A 16,355-nucleotide genomic window follows, 5' to 3' on the forward strand; every position below is an offset into this window, starting at 1 on the left:
TGCAAGCGGTAATAAGAAAATCTCTTATTTTGGCTTACTAAATTTCCTTCCTATGCCTATCAGAATGGTAGAAGACCCTGATGATCAAAACGACAACTCAAACGACGACTCCGGTGGTGGTGGTAATTACCCCGGCGGTGGCGGAGGGGGCGGCGGCCTTTTCCAGTTTTTGCCACTGATACTCGGGTTGCTGATACGGCGGCCTATTTTACTGCTGGTGGTATTGGCGGTAGGTGGCTTTTTCTATTTGCGTGGCGGTTGTAGTCACCCGGGAGGAAGTGTTCGCCAGCAGCAACAGCAGGAAGCCGGTTTTGGAACCGGTGGGGTGCTTGACCCCAAGCAGTTTGCCAAAGCACAGATATATGAAGGGCTGGATGTGGGTAAGAATGCGTTACCCGAAGCGGTATCGTTGCAAAAGTTCTGCCCCGAGCGTAAAGACCAGGGCCACCAAGGTAGCTGTGTGGCATGGAGCAGTGCGTATGCTGCACGCTCTATACTGGAAGCTTCCAGCACAGGCACCAATCCTAACCAGGTCGCTTTCAGTCCCGCTTTTTTATATAACCAGATTGGATTAAGCGGGTGCGAAGGCAGTTATATCATCCGGGCCATGGAAAACATGACCCAGGTGGGCGCTGTTCCTTTTAACGATTTCCCTTACGATGAAAATGATTGTAGTCGCCAGCCTTCCAGCTCGTTAAAGCAGGAAGCTGGTCAGCACCGCATGCTGGGCTTTACCCGGCTTACAGATGGCGATAAGATCAACAATATAGATTTGCATGCAATTAAAGAACACCTGGCTAAAGATGTGCCGGTGGTGATTGGTATGATGGTAGGTGGCAGCTTTATGCAGGATATGATGGGGGCGGAGGTATGGCATCCTACTTCGGATGATTATTCCCAGATGGGTTTTGGGGGGCATGCTATGTGTGTGATTGGTTATGACGATCGCAAAGATGGCGGCGCTTTTCAAATTATGAACAGCTGGGGACCTCAGTGGGGTAAAAACGGAATTGCTTGGGTGCGCTATAACGATTTTAAACGTTTTGTGCGGGAAGCTTATGGTTTAAACAATATGCCTAAATCGGGCACCGCTGCCAGTGAAGAGCTGGATTGTACTGTAGGACTGGTAGAAGCCAAAAGCAAAAGATACATACCCCTGCAAACCACTGGTGGTAATGTGTTCAGCACCAAACAGGCTATTGCCAAGGGCACCACCTTTAAAATGGAAGTAAAAAACAGCATTGCCTGTTATGTATATGTGCTGGGTAAAGAAACTGATGGCAGCAGCTATGTGTTGTTTCCTTATCCTATGGAAAACGATCCTGCTAAAACAAAGTTCTCGCCTTACTGCGGTATCACAGGTTACCGCCTGTTTCCGCGTGGCATGAGCATGCAGGCCGATACTATTGGCAATAAAGATTACATAGCCGTGCTGGTAAGTAAAGAGCCGTTGAATGTGTTTCAGATCAACGAAAAAGTAAACAATAACCGTGGCGCTGGCTTTGCGGCTGCGGTGCAAAAAGCGGTACAATCGCAAACCATCGGAAACATACAGTTTGGAAATACATCGGAAGGAGTTATTCATTTTGCCGCTACAGCAGCTAATAAAAATGCGGTAGTGTGTATTGTGGAAATAGATAAAAATTAATAAACATGAAGATTGCTTTTCACGGCGCAGCACGAACCGTTACCGGATCAAAGCACCTGTTAACCCTGGACAACGGTAAGAAAATATTATTCGACTGTGGCCTGTTCCAGGGCATGGGTAAAGAAACAGATGTACTCAACAGCAGCTTTGGCTTTGATGCTAGCGAAGTGGATTACTTACTGTTATCCCACGCGCATATTGACCATTGCGGTTTAATTCCCAAGCTGGTAAAAGAAGGGTTTCGCGGTAAAATATTCTGTACCGCGGCCAGTAAAGACCTTGCAGAAATTCTGCTGCTCGATTCTGCCGATATACAACGTGATGATGCGAAGTTTATCAATAAAAAACGAGCTAAGCAACATCTGCCACCTATTGAGCCTTTGTATACCGAAGCGGATGTAGCATTGGCGCTGCCTTTATTTACCGCTGTTGATTACGGTAAATGGATAGAGATAGAAAGCGGACTGGAGGTGTTATATACCGATGCCGGGCATATCATTGGCAGTGCAGCCGTACACCTGCGTGTTACCACCGGTAAAGAAACCACACAAATCAGCTTTAGTGGCGATGTGGGCCGTTATCGTGATGTGATCCTGCGCTCACCGGAAGTATTTCCACAGGCGGATTATATCATCATTGAAAGTACTTATGGCAGCAGCCTGCATGAGGATGTATTCAACACTCCTGAACAATTGCTAGACTGGATAAACAAAACCTGTGTTGAGAAAAGAGGTAAGCTGATCATCCCCGCATTCAGTGTAGGACGCACACAGGAAATTCTCTATTTCTTAAACCAGCTGGGACTGGAAAAGCGCTTACCCGCTGTGCCTGTATATGTTGATAGCCCGTTGAGCCGTGAAGCTACAGAGGTAGTAAAAAGCCACCCTGAAACCTTCAATAGCCGCATTCAAAAGATATTAAAGGTAGATGATGATCCATTTGATTTTCCTGGTCTTACTTTCATCAAAACCGTAGACGAGAGTAAAGCCCTGAACGAAAAGCAGGAGCCTTGCATCATCATTTCCGCCAGTGGTATGGCTGATGCCGGAAGGATCAAGCATCATATCATGAACAATATCGGCGATCATAAGAATACCATTTTACTGGTAGGTTATTGCGAACCACATTCTTTAGGCGGCCACCTGATGGCTGGCGATAAAGAGGTGCGCATTTTCGGCGATTTCTATCCCGTAAAAGCGGAAGTAGGTACTATGCGCAGCATGAGCGCCCACGGCGATTATGATGATTTATGCCAGTTCCTGGCCTGCCAGCACCCACGCGAAGTGAAGAAGTTGTTTATTGTGCATGGTGAGTATGATGTGCAGACCGAGTTTCAAAGCAGGTTGATGAAGAAAGGGTTTAAGGATGTGGAAGTGCCTGCACAGCATGAGGTGTTTGGGTTGGATAGTTAAGGAAAGATTATATTAGTAATGCAGTGTTATTAGGTGAACAATAAATAGATAAGTGAGTTGAAAATCAGCTCACTTATCTATTTATGCCCAAAACATAAATAATGCTGTCCATTAGGGACACGCCAATGGATTTAGTATATTTGTTAGATGCAAAAATGATATTATGTACACAGAGGCAAGAAAAATTCATTTGATTGAGCAGGTGTTGAAAGTTAATAGTGAAGAGCTGTTGCAACAGTTGGAAAGTGTATTTAACAAACCTCAACGTCAGCCTGCTAAAGAGAAAAAAGTAAGCATTTACGATTTTGTTGGGGTGCTTTCTAAGAAAGAGATTGGACAAATGAAACAGGGATGGGTTGAAAGTTAAGAATTGGTAGTTGTAGCCAGCTCCTTATTTCTTCCCCGCTATCACATACAACGCATGCAACTGCACATGCGTATCATGCCCATGCACTTCAAACGGCGGCTCCAGTTCTTCCTCAATCCTCACATCTGCAAACCCTGCAGCAGCAAACAGTGGCAACAATTCCTCTTTCTCATATAAGTGAAAGTCATAAGCCGTAAAAGGCAATTGCAGCATGCTGGTGCGTGTGCGCAGGCTGATGATAGCACGGCCGCCAGGCTGCAGCACGCGATGTATTTCAGTTAATTCCTGTACAGGCTGCTCCCAAAAATAGATGGTGTTTACGGTGAATATTTTAGAGAATGTATTATCAGCAAAAGGCATCGCATGAGCGCTTGCTTCATAAAAAGAAGCCTTGCCGGCGCTTATCCGTTCCTGGTTGAAGGTATTAGCTTCCTGTATCATCAGAGGGGAGAAGTCGCAGCCGGTGTAGGTGACGTTATCAGCAGCTGCCAGCACATCCTTGCAAAAGAAGCCATTCCCCATGCCTATTTCCAATACGGCATCGTTGGGTTGCAGGTGTAGCTTTTCAATGGTGTGCAGGATGATAAGGCTGTTGGAGGTGTTCATGTTTTCGGCTACCCGGTGACCTGCTTCGCCTTCGGGTTTGCGTAGTTGTGCTGCTAAGTAATGTGGTTCCATATAGCTGTATTGTTCAAGAATAGCGCCAATAGTGGGTATATAAAAAACGCTTTACCAGGGTGGGTAAAGCGTTTTTACATTATCTCTTTTTCGGCCGCTTTTTGGGCTTGCCGTATTTCTGCATCATTTTTTCGGCGTGGCTCACTCTTACGTTCACTTTTGTGTTCTTCGCCTTTTTCTCGTGGAAGGAGGCGCCGGAGTCTTTATCGGGTAATACCATCGGTATTACTTTCATGTACACTTTAGGTTTCTCGTCTTCTGTTAATTCGGTAGAAATTTCCAGGTCTTCCGGTAGGGGAACAATAGGAATAGCATAGTTCATCAACGCTTCTATGGCTTCCTGCTGCTCTCTTTCCCTTTCGGTGATGAAAGAAAGGGCAATACCATGTTTATCTGCACGACCGGTACGGCCAATGCGGTGTATATAGTTTTCCGGCACTTCGGGCAGGTCAAAGTTGATCACGTGCGTTACTTCCGAAATGTCAATGCCACGGGCTACAATGTCGGTAGCGATAATAAAGCGGTAGGTGCCGTTTTGAAACTGTTTTACCGTGTTAAAGCGGTAGTTCTGCTCTTTGTTAGAGTGAATAACGCCTGCCTGGTCGGGAAATTCAACGGCCATTTCTTCATACAGCTCATCGGCAAGGGCTTTGGTAGCCACGAATATCAGCACCTTGCTCATTTCAGGATGTTGCTGCAACAGTAGTAACAGCAGGTTTATCTTGGTGTAGAAGTTGGGTACATGATAAGCGCTTTGCTGAATATTGTCCAGTGGCGTACCGGCGGGCGCTGCTTCAATGCGGGTAATATTGCTATTGAAATAATCTCCGATTAAACTGGCCAGTTCATCAGGAATAGTAGCCGAAAACAATAGGTTTTGCCTTTTGGCAGGCAGCATGTCCAGTATATTGGTCAACTGTGTGCGAAAACCAAGGTTCAGCATTTCGTCCATTTCATCTATTACCAGCTTTTTAATACCTTTTAACCGTAGTGAACCACAGGCTGCCAGGTCAAACAAGCGGCCAGGTGTAGCCACCAGCACATCTAAGCCCTGCTCCACCATGTCTTTCTGGGGATTGATATTAACACCACCATATACGCCAGCCACCTCCAGGCTCATGTAGGTAGTAAGCTTTTTAGCAGCTTCTACCACCTGCACTACCAGTTCCCGGGTGGGCACCAGTATCAGCATTTGCGGATTGCGCTCTTTAGAATAGGTCAGTTGCCGTAAAGTAGGCAGCAGGTAGGCCATTGTTTTACCGGTTCCGGTTTGGGCAATGCCAATTACATCCTGTCCCGACATAATTACGGAAAAAGCCTTGCGCTGAATGGTGGTAGGGGTGGTATATCCCAGTTCATCCAGGGCTTTCAGTAAGTGGGTACTTAAGTTTAAGTCGTTAAAAGTCATAAAACACAGCTAAATAAGTGGCGAAGGTACTAAAAAGCCGGGCCGTAAATAAACGTTGTTATTTACGGCCCGGCTAATGCTTCGTAGCAAGTGCTCGTTATTTTTTGGCGCTCAGGTACTGTTCTATTCTTGTCCTGTTTTTGCCAACTTCCTTCACTGCTTCCAGTACTGCTGCCTGGGTAACGCCGAATTTTATAATCATTTCACGCATGTTCCAATTATCATCGGTGGTGTTAGAGGTTGTTTCAGTATTGTACGCAGGAGAAGGTGTCGTGTTGTTGCTTTTCATGGATCTCGTTTTACTTGGGCAATATAAGCTTTAAAATCATGCCAATTGAACTAAATCCACATCCGTGTTATTTTTTATTTTTCTTAAACACAGATACTTCACCACTGGCAGATACTTTAAGAATTACTTTATGTGTTTCGTTTACTAATGATACATAATAGCCGGAAGCTCCTTCCTGTGCGGCATTCATTTCAACTACTTCGGTTACAATGCTATTGGGATGCGAGCGATATATGTTTTCCTGCGCGGCTTTAGATAAATCGGTAATAGAAATTACTTTGCTTTCTGCTACTTTATCACCTTCTGCATTATAAAAAGCCTGCATAGAATGCTTATCTAATATAAAGGTGACACTGATAAGTTCCCCTACCGTTTTATAATGTACCTGTGTGGCTGTTGGATAAGCAGTAGTAAACAATGCCATTATGTTAGATTCATTGTTTATTACGGTGGCGAAGGTAGAAGTAGCAACGGTAATAGATAACAGTGCAGCGATGATTAACTTTTTCATAATGTGAAGTTTATAAGTAATGTTGGTTTTTTTTGATTTCGTGTATAGTATAGGCCAATGCGATGCCAAACGAAAAATCGTTGCTAACTCGTTGACTATCATGTAACGTGACACTTGCTAAAAAGTTACACTTGTTCGAAAATGAACATTTTTTGTACGCTTTTGCGTCACTGTCCGGTCTTGTTCAAGAGGTAGCTTTCCTTAATTTCGTACTCTTGTTAAAAGTGAGCGCTATGAAAATGAACTGGTTACTACTGCTTTTGGTCTGTTGTGCCTTTACACCTGCCGATCTGGAAAAAGAATATTGTAATGCGCGATTTCATATGTGTGTGCGGTATCCGGCTAATTTTAAAGGGCAAGGCGAATCTTACAACGGAGATGGGCAGGTTTTTATCAGTGACGATAAAGCAGCTAAAATTACCTTATCGGGTGGGCTTGTACTGGACGATATTACCAACCTGGAAAAGGAATATAACAGATCTGCAAAAGGTTTAACATCTGTGTACAAGGTAAAAAAGAGTAATTGGTATGTGGTATCCGGCATTGATAAGGATGGTAATATTGTGTATGAGAAAACAAAACAGAAAACGATTAATCACCGGGGGAGTGAAAACACGGAAGTGTTTCAAACCTGCATGATTACTTACCCGCCATCTCAAAAGGATAAGTATGCCAGTTATTGTGCCTATATAGCCAATAACTGGTAATAATTGTAGATAACCATGATTGAAACAGATAGATTACTGGTAAAGCCATACGCGCGGGAAGATGCTACCGCTTTTTATCAAAACATCCGGGCCAACCAGCAATACCTGGTAGATTATTTTACCAATGTGGTGGCGATGGCGCAAACCATGGATGGGGTAGCTACTTATTTTACACAAAAAAACATTGATTGGCAAACCAATCGCGGTTATGCCTGTGGCGTTTTTACAAAAGACGATGGGCAGTTGATTGGTCATATTAGTGTGCGTGATATTGAATGGAAAGTGCCCAAAGCGGAAGTAGCTTATTTTATTATACAATCGCATGCTGGAAATAACTATGCTACGGAAGCTTTGCAGGCTTTTACGCAATGGTGTTTTGCCGAAAAGCAATTTAACCGCCTGTTTATGCGAATAGGGGTGGAAAACATTGCCAGCTGCAAAGTGGCCCAAAGGGCCGGCTTTGCAGCGGAAGGCTTGTTGAAGAAAGACTACAGGCGGGGAGGAGAAATATTAACCGATATGCTGATATATGGGTATACCGGTGAAAACAAATAACTGCTATTGCATCCTGCTTTTTACTTCCTCAATATTGGTGCGCCTGCTAGTGGCTGCTTTTACCTGCTGGTTGCCTAAACGCCAGGTAAGAGACAATGTTACAAAACGTGTTTCGGGCAGGGTGCGGGTGTAAGCGTTTACACCATACGAGTTGGCTGTTAAGCGTTGCTTGTAAGTATTGAATATATCAGACACTGCCAGGTTGATATTCCCCCTTTTATTCATAAAACTGTGCGATACACCTACGCTGCTGTTAAACAGGCTGTAAATATGAGCGGCTCCAAGGGTAATGGGCGCCATGTAAAAAAGGTTTACTTCTGCTTTCCAGGTAGGGCTCAACTGCAGGGTATTGTTGCTGCTGAGGTAGGCAGAGTAGGCGGCATTGTTGAGCCCGCTGGTAGCGGCTGCTACATATTGTGCATATATGCCCATGAAAGAATTGCTGCTGGTAAGTTTACCGTTGAATGCTTTTTGCAGGTAGGTAAGAGTTACAGTAACTTGTCTGGCGCCTGGCACATTATCAAAGCTGCTGACCATTACTTCTTTACCGGGTGCTTTGCGGTACACTTCGGCCAATACCTGTTGGTAATTACTGTAGCTGATATCGGCTGTAAAGCGGTTGCCATAGGCCCACGAAACAGAGTAGTTGTGTGAAAAAGATGGTTGTATATCGGGGTTACCCTGGTAGCTGCTGTAGGGGGTGAGGTATATGGTGAAAGGGTTTACAATGTTAAAGCCAAAGCGTTCTATGCTTCTGCGATAAGCAAAGCTGAACTGCTGTTGCTCGCTCAGGTTGTAAGCCAGGTTTATATTGGGAAACAGGTTGGTGTACTGCTTCGTGTTCAATGTATGTAATGTTAGGGAGTAGCCTTTAGTGTAGGTGTGTTCTGCACGCAATCCTGCCTGCACATCCAGCTTGCCAAAGCTGCGGGATGCAGAAGCATAGGCAGCATACACGTTCTCATTAAAGATGAAATGGTTGCTGTAGGTGCTATCGTATTTCCAGGTGTTGCCGTTAGCAAGGTTTTGTATAAAGTTGTTGTCTGTTTTGGTAAAGATGGCTTTTACACCTGCTTCGATACGAGTGCCTTTGATGGTGTTGCTATAATCAGCTGCATAAGAGCTGATGCGGTTGAGTTCATTGGCTTCGTTACGAAACTGGTAGGCCATCATGTATTCCTGTTGCTGCTCGTCCAGGTAATGCGTAATAAAGCCGGCGTTTTTGTCCCTTGCATATTGCATATAATCAGCGCTCAGGTTAAGCGAGCTGGCTGCACTGGTTTTGAGGTTGTACCACACATTGAGGGCTGGTGTAAACCAGGTATTGCGGCGGGTGATGTTGCCGTAGGAAAAACTCTCGTTGCCCTGCTTATGATCATATTGTTGCTGTGCATAGTTGTTTTGTTGCAATCCCTGCTCACTTACCGTTCCTCTGAACAATATGCCAAAACTGTGTTTAGTAGAAGGGGTATAGTCGATACCTGCTTTAAAAGTATGGCTGTTGGTGTTATCTACCGAATATTGATTGTCGTTAATAAAAGTACCTGCCTGCAGGGTGCGAACCGATTCGCTGCCGCCGCTTGCTTTGGTACGCTGGCAGTTATAGCTGCCATACAGGTTTACCCGGGAGCTGCGGTTGTTGATGTTAATGCCACCGTTGTAACGGCTGTATTTGCCTGCACCTGCACCGGCGATGATGCTGGCATTGGTGCCCAGACTTTTGTTTTTGGCCAGTATAATATTTACAACAGCTGCACTGGATGCTTCAAACTGTGCAGAAGGGTTGGCTATCAGTTCTATTTTTTCTACCGTGTTCGCAGGCATGCCACTCAAATAGGTTTTCAGGTCTTCTCCCGAAAGGCGGCTGGGCTTGCCGTTGATATATACAGCAGCTATTTTGCCTTTATACATAAAGTTGCCCTGCTCCAGCAGGCCGGGAGCATTTCTTAATACCTCGTACATGTTCTGACCAGCAGCCAATGGGCTTTGCGCCAGGTTCAGTACTACTTTATCGGTCTTTACTTCCATATAAGATTTGGAAGCGGTTACAGTAAGGTTGTCCAGTGTTTTACCACTTAGGGTGTCGGGAGCAGGCTGGTTTTGTTGTGCTATCACCACTATCTGTGGCAGCAAAAGCAGGGCAATGAGTATGGGTGTAAAAAGTTTCATTTTGTGTTTGGTTTTGCGTGATTGATAACACAAAAGAACATTGCTTTGCGGCGGATAAAAAGGCTGCTTCTGCCAAAGAGCGGTTCTGTTCTGCCATTACAAAACGGGGCAATTTGGTCGAAGAGAACGAGTGTTTTGTCGAAAGGCTACGCTGTAAAACGGCGGTAATGAAATAGATTTGATTGTATGAAACTATCCGGTAAAAAATATACAGGTAACCGTTTTATCTCAGCCTACGAGGTGCTGGTGTGGATGTTGTATGTAGGTATTTACAAATATTCGATGTTGGTAGAAACCAACTGGTTGCCCCGCACCAGGGGGTATTTTCCTTTTCCACAGTTAATACTGTATGCGTTTTTTCTCACACTGTATATAGTACCGTATTACCGGGTTATTGGTCCCTGGTTTTTACGCAAAAGATGGCATTGGCAGCTGGTGCTGGTGAGTATACTGTATTTTATTTTTGTGCCTAAGTTTACCAATTGGGCCTGCACCTGGTTGTTTGCACACGGTAGCACTGGCGAACCGCTGCTATCGTATTATCAGCGCCGTTTGCATTGGTTTACCATGGGGCTGCATAACCGTATGCTGATGCTGGAAGATCTGCTTACAGATATACTGGCTTTTTTATCTGTTATGTTTATGCGGTATGCTTTTGAGAATGAACAAAAACGCCATGCACTGGAAAAGGATAACCTGCAACTACAGCTGCAAACATTAAAGGCACAACTGCATCCGCATTTTTTATTCAATACACTCAATAGTATTTATGGTATGAGCCTGACGGGCGCGCCGGAAACGCCCGATTTTATTTTACGCCTGAGCGATATGATGCGTTATGTGTTGTATGATTGCAGCACGCACCAGGTATCGCTGGATAAAGACCTTCAGTTTGTAAGCAATTACCTGGAAATGGAGAAGAAACGTTATCCGCAGGCCAATATTCAGTTTGAGATAGCAGCAGAGGGGGCTGGGCATAAAATGATAGCACCATTACTGGTGATCCCTTTTCTGGAAAACAGTTTTAAGCATGGTGCGCACCGGATAACTGATAATGGATTTATTAAAGGGTTGTTGCAGCTAACAGACAACCAGCTGGAGCTGACGCTGAGCAATAATGTGCTGTTCACTGCTTTACCTAATCAAAAACAATATGGCGGAGTAGGTATTGAAAACGTGCAAAAAAGATTAACTCTTTATTATCCTCACCGGTATACATTGCATATAAACAGCACGGATAGTTTGTATGCTGTACACCTGAAAATACAACTGTAAATGAGCATTACCTGTCTTATCGCTGATGATGAAGTGATCGCACATCAGATATTGGAACAATATATATTAAAAACAGAAGGCTTAACGCTGGTGGCAAAGTGTCGCAATGCCATTGAGGCCATGGCTAAAATGGAACAGTACCAGGTAGATTTGTTGTTTCTGGATATTGAAATGCCGCTGGTAAATGGTATTTCGTTTTTACGGGCGCTGACGGCGCCGCCTAAAGTAATTTTTACTACGGCTTATGCGGAGTATGCTTTACAGGGTTATGAGCTGAACGTAACAGATTATCTGTTAAAGCCCTTTAGTTACGACCGTTTTGTGCAGGCGGTGAACAAGGTAAAGCAGCAGTTGGCGGTGCCCGAGAGGAAAGCGCCGGAAGAAGGTACCGGCAAAGATCATTTGGTGGTGAAAGAAAAGGAAGGCTTGTTGAAAATAGCTTTTGCTGACATCATCTACATAGAAGGCTCACGCGATTACATGAAAATAGTGACGTCTGCCCGGCAATACCTGGTACATCTTACCATGAAAAAGCTGGAAGAGCTGTTGCCGGCTCACCGGTTTATACGCACCCACAAATCGTACATTGTATCCGTGCCCCATATTAAAATTGTAAAACCGGCAGAGCTGTTGCTGAATAACCAGCAGGTGATACCGGTGAGTGTGAACTACAAAGAGCAGGTGCTGAAAAGCTTTGGGGGATAGTAACTATCCTCCTTCGTTTATCGGTACATCCGCCCTGTTTATCGGGGCATTCCCAGTTGCAGGCAGCACACCGGCTACCTTCCATATCACTACCTGTAGGTTTGGATAGATAGATACATACAATCACTACAAAACATTGTTAGTTATGGAAAGAAAACACTTTTTAAAAAACGGTCTGGCTGCTTTGGGACTGGCTGCAATTGCCCCGCTTGCCTGTAGCAAAGACGGCGGCACCAGCGCTTCCGGCAGCACTTCCTCCACAGACTCTACATCTACTTCCGGTGGCGGCACTTCTACCGGCTCCTGTACAGTAACGCCTACAGAAACGGAGGGGCCTTTTCCTACAAAAACACCTTCTTCCCTGGTGAAAAGTGATATCACGGGCGACAGAACGGGAGTGGGGTTTAGCATGAAGATCTATATCAAAAACAAGAACAATAGCTGTAATGCGTTATCGGGTGCATTAGTGGATGTATGGCATTGCGATAAAGATGGTAATTATTCTGAATATGGTGGCACCAGCATGCAAAGCACCAATTACACATCGGTACATTTTTTAAGGGGCCGCCAGACTACCGATGCTGATGGCCTGGTAACATTTACTTCTATTTTTCCGGGCTGGTATCAAAGCCGCGCCACCCATATACATGTGCATATTTACAATGCGGCAGGAACCTCCTTGCTGGTTACCCAGATTGCTTTTCCGGAAGGTACGGGCAGTGCGGTAGCTACGGTAAATGGTACGGCGGGACAGGCGTATGGCTATACCAAGGGTATGACCGGCTATACTTATAACGCTTCGGACAATGTGTTCAGCGACGACAGCACAGGCGCTGAAGTGGCTTCGGTAACCGGCAGTGTTACGGCAGGGTATGTGCTGTCGCATACTATTTATGTATCTGCATAATATATTTTATTATATGTTTATTTACGGCATTAGAGCATTTATCTTTAATGCCGTATTTTTTAACCGGTAGCGTATGCTGAAAGGAGTGATTAGATTATGTTACAGAAAAGTAATAGACATTAATGCTTCCAAACCATGGGATAAGCTGGTGTTTGCCGATACCTATCAGGAGTTTTTGCTGCAGGCGCAGTTGTATAACCCCGATAAAAGATACAGCACTTTTGGTGAGCTGATAACACATGCTCCGGGAGCTGATAAGCTCCATTTCCTCGTGAGCGCGGCTGTTACAGGCTATTTGCAGCAGCTGGATAGTAGGGTGCCGGATGTTATGAATGCTTTAGGTAAGCTATTCTTAACCTTTAAACATTATCGTTTTGAAATCATTAATTCGCATATACAGGATAAAACACAGCACCAGGTGGCTGTGAATTTTTATACCGAACCATTGCTTTGGCACGATACCATTGGTAATCAATTGTTACTGTCGGTGCCGGGTAACAAAGAGAATGGTGAACAATTGACCGAACTGTTTACGCTCCCCCCATTTGTAAGTATTTATTCATTGCAAACACAGTAGTTGTTATGGTACCACAATCAAACGGGAAAATGTACCTGGCCGATGAGCGGGGTTGCTCACAGGCCGATTGGTTCCGGAGTATGCACACTTTCAACTTCGGACAATTTGATCATCCGCATAAAACGGCTGCCGGCCCGTTATATGTGCTGAACGACGACACGCTGGCCGGGCAACGCAGTGTTGACTTGCTGGTGAAAGAAGATTCGGAAGTGCTGCTGATGCCCCTGGTAGGCTGCATTGTTTGTAAAAACGGGAAGGGGTTTGATGAAGTAATAGAAGCCGGCGATTGTTTTAAATTGCTGGTAAAGGCGGGCACTACACTCACGCTCACCAATCCTTACCGGGATGAGCTGGTGAACTACCTGGTATTATGGTATAAAAAGCCCGTAAAAACCTGGGAAAAGAAGATATCGTGCTTTGATGTGTTCAATTACAGAAACCGTTTTTTAGACCTGTTTCCGGGCAGTAAAAGCCCCAAGTACTACATTGGAAAATTTGGTGGCCGGGCCGAGTTGCTTCACCGGCTGGCCAGCCCTCATAACGCTGTATTTATATTTGTGCTGGAAGGCGCATTTGAAGTGCAATACCGCCTGTTACATGCCCGCGATGGATTGTTATTATGGGATGTACATGAGGTGGAACTGGAAGCCCTTTCTAGCGACGCCATTATTCTGGCAGTGGAATTTTCTGTGTAAAAAATATGCGGTATACCCATTTTTGAGTATTTTTTATAATTAATACCCCTTTGTTTGTTACAAACTTCCCATTGGGGCATTCTTAGCATAACGATTCGTTCTTATGCTAACAGTTGCTGACGGAACATTTATGCTCAATGAAAAAATGTTATACATGATAAACATGCGCAAATGCTTTTTTTGCTGCCTGGTGTTAACCTTCTTTCTACAATGTTGTAATGTAGTGAAGGCGAAGCCGCCACGCCCTGTCTGGACTTCTGTGCAGGCTAATGCATGGTATGCCAAACAGCCGTGGATAGTGGGCAGTAATTATTTGCCGGCTACTGCGATTAACCAGCTGGAAATGTGGCAGGCCGAAACCTTCGATCCTTCCCGTATCGACACCGAACTGGGATGGGCGCAATCGCTGGGCATGAACACCATGCGGGTGTTTTTGCACGACATTGTTTTTCAATTGGATTCGGCGGGGCTGATGACGCGTATTGACCGCTTTTTGCGCATTGCCGATAAACATAAAATACGGGTGTTATTTGTGCTGTTCGATTCGGTTTGGGATCCTTTTCCGAAGGAAGGGGAGCAGCGTAAGCCTGCGCCACATGTGCACAACTCGGGTTGGGTACAAAGTCCGGGTAAAAAAATACTGATGGACTCTACCCAGCATTATCGCATGGAGCGTTATGTAAGAGGGGTGATACAAAAATTTGCTACTGACGAAAGAATACTGGGCTGGGATATATGGAACGAGCCGGATAATACCAATGACGGCGACTATGCTAAAAATGATGTTCCTGATAAAGCGGAAGTGGTGTTGCCCTTGTTAAAAAAAGCGTTTTTGTGGGCAAGACAGGCGAATCCGCAACAGCCTATTACGGCGGGTATATGGGATGGTAACTGGGAAGTGGGCGACAGCCTGCGTCCGATGGAAAAACTGATGATAGAAGAGTCGGACATTATCAGTTTTCACAACTATAGCTCAGCCGATGTTTTCCGTCAAAAGATGGAGCAGTTGCAACGTTATCATAAGCCGCTTATCTGTACTGAATATATGGCCCGCCCACGCGGTAGTACTTTTGCGGCACTTCTACCTATTATGAAAGAGAATCATGTAGGTGCTATTAACTGGGGATTTGTGGATGGGAAAAGCCAGACCAAATTTCCGTGGGACAGCTGGCGTAAGTCCTATGGCGATGAGCCGCCGGTGTGGTTTCACGATGTTTTCCGTACAAACGGTACACCTTACGATGAACAGGAAGCCACGTTGATAAAACAACTAACAGGGCTGACTAAAAAATAGTTTTTTATCTGCTAAGACCAACAAGACAATGTGCCGGCTATGCCGGCACTTGTTGTTTATCCAGTATTTTTTTCCGGTGAAGGGTGCCCCAGGCGTTTAACTCTTCTATTACAGGCCGCAGGGTGCTGGCATGTGCAGTGGCTGTATATTCTACCGAAACAGGCAGGGTATCGTATACGGTACGTTTAACCAGCTGATGGCATTCCAGGTCTTTTAACTCTTTGCTTAGCATACGCGCCGTAATTTTAGGAATATGCCTTTCTATATCTTTAAACCGGGTATTGCCTTCCCATAAGGCTATGATAATCTGTATTTTCCACTTCCCGTTAATCACGTCCAGTGCATCCCTTACTGCCATTAAGCGTTTGGTGCATTCGGCCCCAGACAGTTTTTCTGTTATCATATGTTAATATTATACGGTAAATCACTATACTATGGTATAGCGGTTACAAAAGTATAGCAATAGTATATTAGTTTTGTTTCCGGTTAAAAAAATACTTACAGAAAATAAAGAAAGGAATATGAGCTTACTTACCGATCTGCAATGGCGTTATGCTACTAAAAAAATGAACGGCCAGGCCGTTTCACAGGATAAAGTGGATTACATACTGGAAGCTGCCAGTTTAGCCCCCACTTCATCAGGCCTGCAACCATTTGAAATTTTCGTTATCACTAATAAAGAGTTATTACAGCAAATTCATCCTATTGCTTATGGCCAGCAGCAGGTGTTAGATGCATCGCATGTACTGGTGTTTGCTTCCTGGGATAAGTATACCGAAGAAAGAGTAAATGGTTACTTTAAGTTTTTGAATGCAGAGCGTGGTGTACCGGATAGTGCAACAGACGACTATCGTAATCGTTTATTAGGCATGTTTGGCGCTATGAGTGAGGAAGATCAGGCTGCACATGCTGCTAAACAAGCTTACATTGCTTTTGGTGTTGCTATTGCAGCAGCAGCAGAGCAAAAGGTAGATGCTACCCCCATGGAAGGCTTTGTGAAAGCTGATTTGGATAAGCTGTTAAACCTGGATGCAAAAGGGTTGAAAAGCGCTACTATTTTACCTTTAGGTTACCGTGATGAGGCGAATGATTGGTTAGTGAACCTGAAAAAAGTACGCAGACCTAAGCATCAGTTTATTAACGAGATCAAGTAATCTC

18 protein-coding genes are annotated in these 16,355 nt (G+C 44.7%); 12 read left to right on the top strand and 6 right to left on the bottom strand.

Going from position 1 to position 16,355, the window contains the following annotated elements:
• The first annotated feature begins 52 nt into the window (after positions 1-52).
• The 3 genes from FLA_RS00980 (at position 53) to FLA_RS00990 (ending at position 3,427) form a co-directional block, all read left to right on the top strand.
• On the top strand, positions 53-1,648 hold the full coding sequence (locus FLA_RS00980; protein WP_076379409.1) for a C1 family peptidase: 1,596 nt from the start codon (positions 53-55) through the stop codon (positions 1,646-1,648).
• Positions 1,649-1,653: 5 nt separating this feature from the next.
• Positions 1,654-3,060, top strand: a complete 1,407-nt coding sequence (locus FLA_RS00985) for an MBL fold metallo-hydrolase RNA specificity domain-containing protein (RefSeq protein WP_076379408.1) — start codon at positions 1,654-1,656, stop codon at positions 3,058-3,060.
• A 163-nt stretch (positions 3,061-3,223) separates the two neighbouring features.
• Entirely contained in the window at positions 3,224-3,427 is a 204-nt protein-coding gene (locus tag FLA_RS00990; protein ID WP_076379407.1) for a hypothetical protein, read from the top strand.
• A gap of 24 nt (positions 3,428-3,451) precedes the next feature.
• Here the strand turns inward: FLA_RS00990 and FLA_RS00995 are convergent, their stop codons facing one another.
• The 4 genes from FLA_RS00995 to FLA_RS01010 all read right to left on the bottom strand — a co-directional run bounded on the left by FLA_RS00995 (position 3,452) and on the right by FLA_RS01010 (position 6,313).
• On the bottom strand, positions 3,452-4,105 hold the full coding sequence (locus FLA_RS00995; protein ID WP_076379406.1) for a class I SAM-dependent methyltransferase: 654 nt from the start codon (positions 4,103-4,105) through the stop codon (positions 3,452-3,454).
• A gap of 79 nt (positions 4,106-4,184) precedes the next feature.
• Positions 4,185-5,513 carry a DEAD/DEAH box helicase gene (locus FLA_RS01000; protein ID WP_076379405.1) on the bottom strand — a complete coding sequence of 443 codons (1,329 nt, stop codon included), beginning with the start codon at positions 5,511-5,513 and terminating at the stop codon, positions 4,185-4,187.
• A gap of 97 nt (positions 5,514-5,610) precedes the next feature.
• On the bottom strand, positions 5,611-5,802 hold the full coding sequence (locus tag FLA_RS01005) for a DUF3606 domain-containing protein (protein ID WP_076379404.1): 192 nt from the start codon (positions 5,800-5,802) through the stop codon (positions 5,611-5,613).
• Between the two features lie 67 nt (positions 5,803-5,869).
• Positions 5,870-6,313, bottom strand: a complete 444-nt coding sequence (locus FLA_RS01010; protein ID WP_076379403.1) for a hypothetical protein — start codon at positions 6,311-6,313, stop codon at positions 5,870-5,872.
• Between the two features lie 233 nt (positions 6,314-6,546).
• Between FLA_RS01010 and FLA_RS01015 the strand changes: the two genes are divergently transcribed.
• Both FLA_RS01015 and FLA_RS01020 read left to right on the top strand, forming a co-directional pair.
• Positions 6,547-7,020 (top strand): hypothetical protein, encoded by a 474-nt coding sequence (locus FLA_RS01015; protein ID WP_076379402.1) that lies wholly within the window; start codon positions 6,547-6,549, stop codon positions 7,018-7,020.
• Between the two features lie 15 nt (positions 7,021-7,035).
• Positions 7,036-7,575 (top strand): GNAT family N-acetyltransferase, encoded by a 540-nt coding sequence (locus FLA_RS01020; protein ID WP_076379401.1) that lies wholly within the window; start codon positions 7,036-7,038, stop codon positions 7,573-7,575.
• A 3-nt stretch (positions 7,576-7,578) separates the two neighbouring features.
• Here the strand turns inward: FLA_RS01020 and FLA_RS01025 are convergent, their stop codons facing one another.
• Positions 7,579-9,744 (bottom strand): outer membrane beta-barrel family protein, encoded by a 2,166-nt coding sequence (locus FLA_RS01025; protein ID WP_076379400.1) that lies wholly within the window; start codon positions 9,742-9,744, stop codon positions 7,579-7,581.
• A 186-nt stretch (positions 9,745-9,930) separates the two neighbouring features.
• On the opposite strand from FLA_RS01025, the gene FLA_RS01030 reads away from it, so the two are divergent.
• From FLA_RS01030 to FLA_RS01055, 6 genes are all read left to right on the top strand, one after another.
• Complete coding sequence (locus FLA_RS01030; RefSeq protein WP_076379399.1) at positions 9,931-11,019, top strand: sensor histidine kinase; 1,089 nt, start codon at positions 9,931-9,933, stop codon at positions 11,017-11,019.
• Positions 11,020-11,724: a LytR/AlgR family response regulator transcription factor gene (locus FLA_RS01035; protein WP_076379398.1), complete on the top strand. Its 705-nt coding sequence runs from the start codon at positions 11,020-11,022 to the stop codon at positions 11,722-11,724.
• Positions 11,725-11,869: 145 nt separating this feature from the next.
• Entirely contained in the window at positions 11,870-12,631 is a 762-nt protein-coding gene (locus FLA_RS01040; RefSeq protein ID WP_076379397.1) for a dioxygenase family protein, read from the top strand.
• 73 nt (positions 12,632-12,704) lie between these two features.
• Entirely contained in the window at positions 12,705-13,208 is a 504-nt protein-coding gene (locus FLA_RS01045) for a hypothetical protein (protein ID WP_197705847.1), read from the top strand.
• Positions 13,209-13,213: 5 nt separating this feature from the next.
• Complete coding sequence (locus FLA_RS01050) at positions 13,214-13,903, top strand: pirin family protein (protein WP_076379396.1); 690 nt, start codon at positions 13,214-13,216, stop codon at positions 13,901-13,903.
• A gap of 103 nt (positions 13,904-14,006) precedes the next feature.
• Positions 14,007-15,197, top strand: coding sequence for a glycoside hydrolase 5 family protein (locus tag FLA_RS01055; RefSeq protein WP_231940375.1), 1,191 nt, complete (start codon positions 14,007-14,009; stop codon positions 15,195-15,197).
• Between the two features lie 37 nt (positions 15,198-15,234).
• Here FLA_RS01055 and FLA_RS01060 read toward each other — a convergent pair whose 3' ends face one another.
• Entirely contained in the window at positions 15,235-15,600 is a 366-nt protein-coding gene (locus FLA_RS01060; protein WP_076379395.1) for a winged helix-turn-helix transcriptional regulator, read from the bottom strand.
• A 118-nt stretch (positions 15,601-15,718) separates the two neighbouring features.
• Here FLA_RS01060 and FLA_RS01065 point away from each other — a divergent pair, with 118 nt between their 5' ends.
• Positions 15,719-16,351, top strand: coding sequence for a nitroreductase family protein (locus FLA_RS01065; RefSeq protein ID WP_076379805.1), 633 nt, complete (start codon positions 15,719-15,721; stop codon positions 16,349-16,351).
• Positions 16,352-16,355: the final 4 nt, after the last annotated feature.

It is taken from the genome of Filimonas lacunae, from assembly GCF_002355595.1.
Taxonomy (GTDB): Bacteria; Bacteroidota; Bacteroidia; order Chitinophagales; family Chitinophagaceae; genus Filimonas; species Filimonas lacunae.